Annotated in this window: 6 protein-coding genes; 5 read left to right on the top strand and 1 reads right to left on the bottom strand. The window is 69.1% G+C overall.

Annotated elements, in window-relative coordinates:
• Positions 1 to 657: 657 nt before the first annotated feature.
• The 4 genes from RB628_RS13955 (at position 658) to RB628_RS13940 (ending at position 5,019) form a co-directional block, all read left to right on the top strand.
• Complete coding sequence (locus RB628_RS13955) at positions 658 to 1,878, top strand: ABC transporter substrate-binding protein (protein WP_318320705.1); 1,221 nt, start codon at positions 658 to 660, stop codon at positions 1,876 to 1,878.
• 70 nt (positions 1,879 to 1,948) lie between these two features.
• On the top strand, positions 1,949 to 2,908 hold the full coding sequence (locus tag RB628_RS13950) for a sugar ABC transporter permease (protein ID WP_318320704.1): 960 nt from the start codon (positions 1,949 to 1,951) through the stop codon (positions 2,906 to 2,908).
• On the top strand, positions 2,908 to 3,741 hold the full coding sequence (locus RB628_RS13945) for a carbohydrate ABC transporter permease (RefSeq protein WP_318320703.1): 834 nt from the start codon (positions 2,908 to 2,910) through the stop codon (positions 3,739 to 3,741). Before RB628_RS13950 ends, RB628_RS13945 begins: the two co-directional genes overlap by 1 nt.
• A 90-nt stretch (positions 3,742 to 3,831) precedes the next feature.
• Positions 3,832 to 5,019, top strand: coding sequence for a sn-glycerol-3-phosphate ABC transporter ATP-binding protein UgpC (locus RB628_RS13940; RefSeq protein ID WP_318320702.1), 1,188 nt, complete (start codon positions 3,832 to 3,834; stop codon positions 5,017 to 5,019).
• A gap of 534 nt (positions 5,020 to 5,553) precedes the next feature.
• Here RB628_RS13940 and RB628_RS13935 read toward each other — a convergent pair.
• Positions 5,554 to 6,639 (bottom strand): M12 family metallopeptidase, encoded by a 1,086-nt coding sequence (locus tag RB628_RS13935; RefSeq protein WP_318320710.1) that lies wholly within the window; start codon positions 6,637 to 6,639, stop codon positions 5,554 to 5,556.
• A 96-nt stretch (positions 6,640 to 6,735) separates the two neighbouring features.
• On the opposite strand from RB628_RS13935, the gene RB628_RS13930 reads away from it, so the two are divergent.
• A complete protein-coding gene (locus RB628_RS13930) occupies positions 6,736 to 8,607 on the top strand; it encodes a LuxR family transcriptional regulator (RefSeq protein WP_318320701.1) in 1,872 nt (623 codons plus the stop codon).
• Positions 8,608 to 8,822 lie beyond the last annotated feature (215 nt).

Here is an 8,822-nt window from a genome sequence, read left to right as displayed (position 1 = left end):
AGCGCACTTGACTGGGGGTCAAGGGGTCGCAGGTTCAAATCCTGTCGTCCCGACTTGCGAGTAGCAGGTCGGAGGTCATTTCCGGTTGATCGGAAGTGGCCTCTCGGTCGTTCCTGGGGACCAGGTGGGGACCGAGCGCTATGGGGCGGTCATGTAACACACCTTGACTCGGTCCAGGTGTGTTGTCGGGGCCATTGTCAAACGTTCTGATCTGCGCAGACGTTTCCCTTGATGCCTTGTCCGGGCGACAGCGCACGGCACCGCACAGCTGGTGCCCCGATCCGGGTCGGCGCACCCTTTCATCCGTTCCGCTGCTGCCGCCGACGGCGCGGGCCGGGCCGCCGGCGATCACTCCGAGCGCCCCCGCGGCCCATCGGCCGAAGGTATCCGTCCCCCTTCCTCGCCCGCCGGTTCGCCGAACCGGTCCCATGTCCCATGGCAGGCCGGTGGGCGATTAGGTGCGATATGTGCTTGATCTTGCCTTAAGTGGTCTTTAGTCTTCACCGGGAGGAAAACGCTGCGAGGTCCGAGTCCCGTGCCACCGTCCGGAAGCGAGGTGTGGAGCGCGTGCACGCGAGGTGCTGCTGGCGGCCGGTTTCGAGTCAGAAGGAACGTCCCAAAGGGGCGCGATGGCTGCGGGCGTTTGCCGCGCTGCCGTTGCTGGCGTCAGTGCTCGCCGCTTGTGGCGGTGACGAGGGCTCCGGGAAACCCACCCTCAACTGGTACAACTTCCCCGACGACTCGGGTGCGCTCCAGAAGGCGGCCGACCGGTGCAGCCAGGCGTCGGGCGGCCGCTACACGATCAGCTACAACAAACTCCCGCGTGCCGCGGACGGCCAGCGCCAGCAGCTCGTCCGCAGACTCGCCGCCGAGGACGACTCGCTCGACATCCTGGGCCTGGACGTCACCTGGGCGGCGGAGTTCGCCGAGGCACGCTGGATCCGGGAATGGACGGGGGCTGCCAAGCAGCAGGCGGTCGAGGGCACCCTGCGCGTACCGCTGCAGACCTCGACCTGGAAGGGCAAGCTGTACGCCGTCCCGTACAACACCAACACCCAGCTCCTGTGGTACCGCAAGGACCTGGTGCCCACCCCACCCAGGACCTGGGCCGAGATGCTGGACATGGCCGAAGCCCTCGCCCGGCAGGGCAAACCGCACTTCGTGGAGATCCAGGGCGCCCAGTACGAGGGCCTGACCGTCTGGTTCAACACGCTGATCAACAGTGCGGGCGGCTCCATCCTCAACGAGAGCGCGACCGAACCCTCTCTCGGTGCTCCTGCTGTGCGGGCCGCCAAGATCATGCGTGATCTGGCGAAGTCCCCTGCCGCGGACCCCTCCCTGGCCAACCAGATGGAGGACCAGAACCGCCTCGCCATGGAGTCGGGGATGGCGGCGTTCGAACTCAACTACCCGTTCGTCTATCCGTCGATGAAGGCGAACAACCCCGAGCTGTTCAAGAACTTCCGCTGGGCGCCGTACCCTCGCGTCGACGCGAACCGCCCGGCACGGCCCACCATCGGCGGCATCGATCTGGCGGTGAGCGCCTACTCGCGCCACCCCGACCTGGCCTTCGAGGCGGCGCTGTGCCTGCGCAACCGGGAGAACCAGCTCACCGCCGCACTCGAGGGCGGTCTGCCGCCCACCCTGCGCGCCCTGTACGACGAGCCCGCGTTCATGAAGGAGTACCCCTTCTCCGGGGAAGTGCTGGCCGCCCTGGAGTCGGCGAGCGTGCGCCCGATCACGCCGGTCTACCAGAACGTTTCGATCGCGGTCTCCCACACGCTGTCTCCGCCGTCCGGGATCGAACCGGAGAGCTCGGTCGACACCATCGGGGAACAGATTGACGATGCCCTGCGATCCGAGGGTGTGATCCCGTGAACCACCACCTCCCGCACCACTCCGTCGGCCGGCGCCCCAGCGCGCGGGCCTCGTCCTCGGGCGGCCCGAGATGAGCACGCAGGCACAACCCGCCGGAACCCCGCCACCGCCCGAGACGGAGACGGAGCAGGCGGGGCCGGACCGGGCGGCACTCTCGGCGGGCGCCAGGCAGGAGCGGCGGCTCGGCTGGCTGCTCTGCGCGCCCGCGGTCGTCGTCATGATCGCCGTGACCGCCTACCCCATCGGGTACGCCGTCTACCTGTCCCTCCAGCGGTACGACCTGCGCTTCCCCGGACGGGCGGAGTTCGTGGGCCTGAGCAACTACGGGGCGGTACTGTCCTCCCCGTTCTGGTGGGACGCCTTCTGGGTCACGCTGTTCATCACCGCGGTGTCCGTGGCGATCGAACTCGTCCTTGGAATGGGGCTCGCGCTGGTGATGCACCGCACGATCTTCTGGCGCGGCGTCGTCCGCACGTCGGTCCTCATTCCGTATGGGATCGTCACCGTGGTCGCCGCCTTCTCCTGGCAGTACGCCTGGACCCCGGAGCTCGGATACCTCGCCGAGTTGCTGCCCAGCGGAGAGGCCCCGCTGACCGAACAGTGGCCCGCCCTCTGGCTGATCGTCCTCGCCGAGGTGTGGAAGACGACGCCGTTCATGGCCCTGCTGCTGCTCGCGGGCCTCGCGCTGGTCCCCGTGGAGACCCTGAAGGCGGCCATGGTGGACGGTGCCACCGCCCGGCAGCGCTTCACCAAGATCATGCTGCCGCTGATGAAACCGGCCATCCTGGTGGCACTGCTCTTCCGCACACTGGACGCGTTCCGGATCTTCGACAACATCTACATCCTGACCGCGGGCGCCCATGGGACCGGCTCTCTGTCGATCCTCGGGTACGACAACCTGTTCACCGCGCTGAACCTGGGCATCGGGTCGGCGATCTCGGTCCTGATCTTCATCTGCGTCGGGATCATCGCCTTCACCTTCGTCAAACTGTTCGGCACCGCCGCACCCGGCGCGGAGGTGAAACGCTGATGGCCGCGGCAGGAAAGACGCATGCCGCCCGATGGGGCGTCATGAACGTGGTGGTGGTGCTGTACGCCCTGTTCCCGGTGTGGTGGATCGCCGCGCTGTCGTTCAAGGACCCCACCACCCTGACGGACGGCAACTACATCCCCACGGACTGGACCTGGGAGAACTACGAGGGCATCTTCGAGACCGCCGAGTTCACCCGTGCGCTGATCAACTCGATCGGTATCGCCCTGATCTCCACGGTGATCGCGGTGGCGCTGGGGACCATGGCCGCCTACGCGGTGGCCAGGCTGCGCTTCCCCGGCAAGCGGGTGCTCATCGGCATGTCACTGCTGATCGCGATGTTCCCGCCGATCTCCCTGGTGTCACCGCTGTTCAACATCGAGCGGATCATCGGGATCTTCGACACCTGGGTCGGGCTGATCATCCCGTACATGACCTTCTCGCTGCCACTCGCGATCTACACCCTGTCGGCGTTCTTCCGTGAGATCCCCTGGGACCTGGAGAAGGCCGCCAAGGTCGACGGGGCGACGCCCGCGCAGGCCTTCCGACTGGTCATCGTGCCGCTGGCCGCGCCGGGCGTGTTCACCACGGCCATTCTCGTGTTCATCTTCTGCTGGAACGACTTCCTGTTCGCGATCTCGCTGACGTCCACCGAGTCCGCGCGCACCGTGCCTGCCGCGATCGCGTTCTTCACCGGGAGCTCCCAGTTCCAGCAGCCCACAGGGTCGATCGCCGCCGCCGCTGTGGTCATCACCATCCCGATCATCGTTTTCGTCCTGCTCTTCCAGCGGCGGATCGTCGCCGGACTCACCTCCGGGGCAGTCAAGGGGTGAACGGGCCGACCGCGGCAGGCAGGCCACCGGTCCGAGACACCGACCGCAGTTGCCGGACTCGGAAGGCATCAAGGCAAGGAGGCACCATCCATGGCCGAGATCATCCTCGAGGGAGTCACCAAACGCTTTCCCGACGGGGCCCTCGCCGTGAAGGACGTGGACCTGGAGATCGCCGACGGCGAGTTCGTGATCCTGGTCGGTCCGTCGGGATGCGGCAAGTCCACCACCCTGAACATGATCGCCGGACTTGAGGACATCACCGAGGGCACCCTGCGTATCGGAGACCGGGTCGTCAACGACCTCGCTCCAAAGGAACGCGACGTCGCCATGGTGTTCCAGAGTTACGCCCTGTACCCGCACATGAACGTCCGGGAGAACATGGGCTTCCCGCTGCGCCTGGCCAAGGTGGACAAGGCCACCATCGACGCCAAGGTGACGGAAGCCGCCCGGATCCTCGACCTCACCGAACACCTGGACCGCAAGCCCGCCAACCTCTCGGGCGGTCAGCGCCAGCGGGTGGCCATGGGGCGGGCGATCGTCCGTGACCCCAAGGCGTTCCTGATGGACGAGCCGCTGTCCAACCTGGACGCCAAACTCCGGGTACAGATGCGCACTCAGATCTCCCGGCTGCAGCGGAACCTTGGCACGACCACCGTGTACGTCACCCACGACCAGACCGAAGCGATGACGCTCGGCGACCGCGTGGTGGTCATGAGACAGGGCCTGGTCCAGCAGATCGGCACACCTGCCGAGCTGTACGACCTGCCGCGCAACATCTTCGTCGCGGGCTTCATCGGCTCCCCGGCGATGAACTTCCTGAACGCCACTCTGGCGGACGGTGCCCTGCGCTCGTCCCTGGGCGACCTGACCCTCGACGACCGTACGAGGCAGGCGTTGGAACGGCAGAACGCGCCCCGCGAGGTGATCGTCGGGCTGCGACCGGAGGCATTCGAGGACGTGGCCCTGTCACACGACCGGGCACGGACGGGCCCGGTCTTCACCGCCGCCGTGGAGGTACTGGAGTCGCTGGGCTCCGATGTGTACGTCTACTTCACCGCGGAGGGCGGGCCCGCGACGACCACCGAACTGGAGGAGCTCGCCAAGGACTCGGGCCTGCGCGACACCGGCGCCGACACCCATCACATCGTGGCCCGCCTGGACGCCGCCACGCGTGCTCGGGAGGGCGAACCGGTAGAGCTGCAGGTCGACATGGGCAAGGCTCACGTGTTCGACCCGGCGACCGGAGCGAACCTCACGCATCCGGTGAGTGATGACTGACGATGCATCACACAGGGCACGATCCGCATCCATCTACCGGCAACTCAAGAAGCGGCCGGTGTAAGGCGCTCTTCTGACGCGGCTTGGGGACCAGTTGGGACCCGCACCGTGTGCGCGATGGTGCGCGGTAGGGCTCTCGACGCACACTACAGGCCCGGATTGCGATGGTTATGTGTCGACAAGGTAGGTGACCCGCTCTTCTGGGGGTCAAGGGGGCACAGGTTCGAATCCTGACGTCCCGACGGTGTGATGCGAAGGGGCTTCGCGGGCGGAAGCCCGCGAGGGCCCTTTCTCTCGTTGCCTGCCCGGCTCTTCCTGCCCACCGGGCTCTCCTGGCTACCGGCCCGATTCCCTACTCGCTGGCCGCGTCCACCCTGACCGTGGCGGCCCCATCGGCTGCCACGGCATGGCGTGGTCGAGGACGTCACCCTCCCCCTGAAGGTGACGTCCTCGACCGCTCCCCCGGGTGCCCGACGGTGGTCTGGCTCGCCCGCGGACGCGGCGGCCGTCATGCGCTGGTCTCTGCCCCCAGCTTCACCAGCACATGACGGCCGTTTCCCCCGATCCCCATGTGGAGTAGAGGCGTACGCGGACGAAGTAGCTGCGGCCCTTGACGAGCCGGACCCTGACATGAGCGTTGTGCGGAGTGCCGCCGTCGTCCCCTGCGGAGAGGTAACGGGGCTCGCCGTCGATCTCCTCGAAGACCACGACGACCGTGTCGCCCTCCCCGAAGGTGCCCACGGTGTAGTCGCGGGTCTCCGGCGGAGCGATGCCGAAGTCGGCCTGCTCGCCCGCGCCGAGGCACAGAGGCGCGGACCGGAACGGCACCAGTTCGGCCGGCCTGCACGTGCCCGTCGGCGGATACCAGCGGAGCATGAACTCCTTGTCGGCCGGGGAGAGCGTCCCCGGTGGGCGCACTCCGGACCGGAACTGCTCCGGTTCGAGGATCAGCCCCGCCGAGAACGGAAACTGCATGATCGACAGCGGGTCCCAGACGGAGCCGTTGACCTCGTCAGGGTCGAGCTTGCGCAGGATGTTGAAGTACGTCCTCTCGCGGCCCCAGTAGTTCGGCGGGCCGGCCAGGCTGTCGTACACCCCCTCGTCGTCCCAGTGGATGCCGGCGAACGGGTTCTGGTGCTCGTGCAGCAGGCCCAGGGCGTGCCCGATCTCGTGCAGGGCCGTCGCGCGCTCCCCGGGCGCGGTCAGATCCCAGCCGAAGTTCATCGTGCGCCGCCCCAGGCCCACCGACAGTGCGTCCCGCCCGACCGTGGAGTACGAACCGTCACCGGTCTGGAATCCGATGCGCAGTTCGGCCTCCGAGCGGTCGCGCACCTCGACGAACGAGAGCCCGATCCCGAGGTCGAGCCACTCCCGGAAGCAGTCGCGGACGACGTCGCGCTGTGCCTCGGCGCCGACCCACGACTCCCACCGTGTCTCCCCGGTCCCCGGCAGGGGAATGACCGAGCCGTCGCTGTCCCGGTCGAAGAAGTAGTAGTGGAGCACGGTGCCGTTCACCCACATCAGGCGCCCCGCCAGGAGCGCTATGAGCCGCTCGGCCGGCAACCCCGGAGCGAACGTGGGGGCCGGCTGCTGCGGAAGTGAGCAGAACCGTGCGTGCATGGAGAACATGTTGCGGCTCATGGGCGCTCGGGCGCCTGAGTCGGGGTCTACTCAAGTCGGCCTGTATCAAAGGTGAGTAGCCCGGCTCCTGTTCACGTGACGACTTACGTGCGGGACGCCAAGACCCTGGAACTGCCCTGGCCGTTCACCGGACGGGACAACGAACTGGAGCTCGTCCGACGGTCGTTGGCGGCCGAACGGCACGGCGTCGTGGTGACGGGTCCGGCCGGGCGCGGCAAGACCCGTCTCGTCACGGAGGCCGTCCGGGGCACCGACTGCGCCAGGGTGAGCGGCACGCCCGAGACCCGGGGTATCCCCTTCGCCGCGTTCGCCCACCTCCTCCCGGAGCAGGTCTCCCTGCACCGCGCGGTCCAACTCCTCACGGACGTACGGACCTTGCTGGTCGACGACGCACATCTGCTGGACGACTCCTCGGCCGCCCTGGTCCACCAGCTCGCGGTGCACGGACGTACCCGGCTGCTCGTGGTCGCGACGGACGGCGCCCCGGCGCCCGGCGCGGTGTCCCGGCTGTGGACCGGCGAGGTGCTGCCGCGTCTCGCCCTGGAGCCGCTGCCCCGCGAGGAGACCGCCCAGATGATCGCGGCCGGAGTCGGCAGCCCGGTCGAACCGCTCACCGCACGCCGCCTGTACCACCTGTGCCAGGGTGACCTGCGGCTGCTGCGCGATCTGGTCGGCGCCGTACGTGGACGAGGGGAACTCGCACTGGACTCGGACGAGTTGAGGTGGCGTGGCCCCGTCCCCGTGACGCCCGCAGTGCGCGAACGGGCCGGCGACGCACTGAACCGGGCCTGTGCCGAGGAGCGGGAGGCGCTGGAGCGCCTGGCGTTCAGCGAACCGCTCCCGCTGGACCTCGCCGACCTGGACCTGCGCGCGCTGGAGTGCCTCGAAGCGGACGGACTGATCCGCGTCGACGCCCACTCCGGGGTCCGCCTCGCCCAACCCCTGCACGGCCCCGTGCTGCGGGCGGGTGCCGGGCAGCTCCGGGCCGGACGGCTGTCCCGCACCCCGGCCGAGTGCGCGTCGGCGCTGGACGCCGAGCGAGCCGAACTGGCCGACCGTATCGAGCGCACCGACGTCCAGGGGCCGGCGGGCCCCGTCGGAGACTGGCTGACAGCCGAGAACACCGCCTCGCACCCTGCCGTACCGGTCGACTACGCGACCGTCCGGGCCCGCTTCGCCCGACTGCGCGGAGAACTGCGCGAGGCCCTCACCTGGGCCAGGGAAGGCCTGCGCGGCACCCCGGACAATTCGTCCTGTCGTATGGAACTGGCGCTGGCGGCAACCCAGTTGAGCGAGACCGCCACGGTGGGCGAGGTTCTCCTGGGTCATGCGTCCCCCGCGCGGGCGACCACGTGGCAACGGGCGGCGCACGGCGACATCGCCGGCGCACTGGAGGCCGCCACCGACCCCGGGGACGGGGAGGGGAAGGCGTACGTTCTCTACGACGCCGTACGCCTCGGGGCACCGCACCTGGTCGCGGACCGGCTCGCCCAACTGCCCGGCGAGGATGCCGAACCCCTGGCCCGGCATGCCGACGCGCTCGTCCGCCGGGACGGTCCCGCGCTGGACCGCGCCGCCGAACTCCTGGAGCGCCGGGGCCTGTTGCTCTTCGCGGCCGAGGCACACGCCCAGGCGGTCCCGGTGCACCGCGACCCGCGCGCAGCCCGCAGGTCCCGCTCACGCGCCATGACCCTGGCCCGGCGCTGCCAGGGCGCCCGCACCCCGGCGCTGTCCGGCCTGGTCCTCGGCGAACTCACCGCCCGACAGCGCCAGATCGTCACCCTGGCGGCGGCAGGCCTGAGCAACCGGCAGATCGCGGACCGCCTCACACTGTCCATCCGCACGGTCGGAAACCACCTGCACAGCGCGTACACCCGGCTCGGCGCGAGCGACCGGTCCGCGCTGCCGTGGCTGCTGGAGGAGACGCGGACCGCGCAACCGGCGTGACGGACGGCCACAGCGTGCTACAGGCCGCCCCGACGCCGGAACACCCACCCCGTCGCTCGCTGCGAGAACCGCGCGGGCGTCACACAGGGCGGTATCAGCGGGACCACGGCGGCGTGGTCGGCTGATGGACACCCGGAGCGTGTTCAGGTGGCCCCGAACGCGCCTGATGTGTCGCGTCCCCGGGCAGGGCTGCGCGGGCGTCGCGCAGGGCTTCG

This window comes from Streptomyces sp. ADMS, from assembly GCF_033441795.1.
Classification (GTDB): domain Bacteria; phylum Actinomycetota; class Actinomycetes; order Streptomycetales; family Streptomycetaceae; genus Streptomyces.
Note: the sequence above shows the minus strand (reverse complement) of the source record. Positions and strands in the feature narration are given on the sequence as shown.

What these genes read in the sequence shown, in the direction of transcription:
- RB628_RS13935 (WP_318320710.1), bottom strand. Translation starts at nt 6,639, where the DNA reads ATGCACGCACGGTTCTGCTCACTTCCGCAGCAGCCGGCCCCCACGTTC.
- RB628_RS13950 (WP_318320704.1), top strand. Translation starts at nt 1,949, where the DNA reads ATGAGCACGCAGGCACAACCCGCCGGAACCCCGCCACCGCCCGAGACG.
- RB628_RS13940 (WP_318320702.1), top strand. Translation starts at nt 3,832, where the DNA reads ATGGCCGAGATCATCCTCGAGGGAGTCACCAAACGCTTTCCCGACGGG.
- RB628_RS13945 (WP_318320703.1), top strand. Translation starts at nt 2,908, where the DNA reads ATGGCCGCGGCAGGAAAGACGCATGCCGCCCGATGGGGCGTCATGAAC.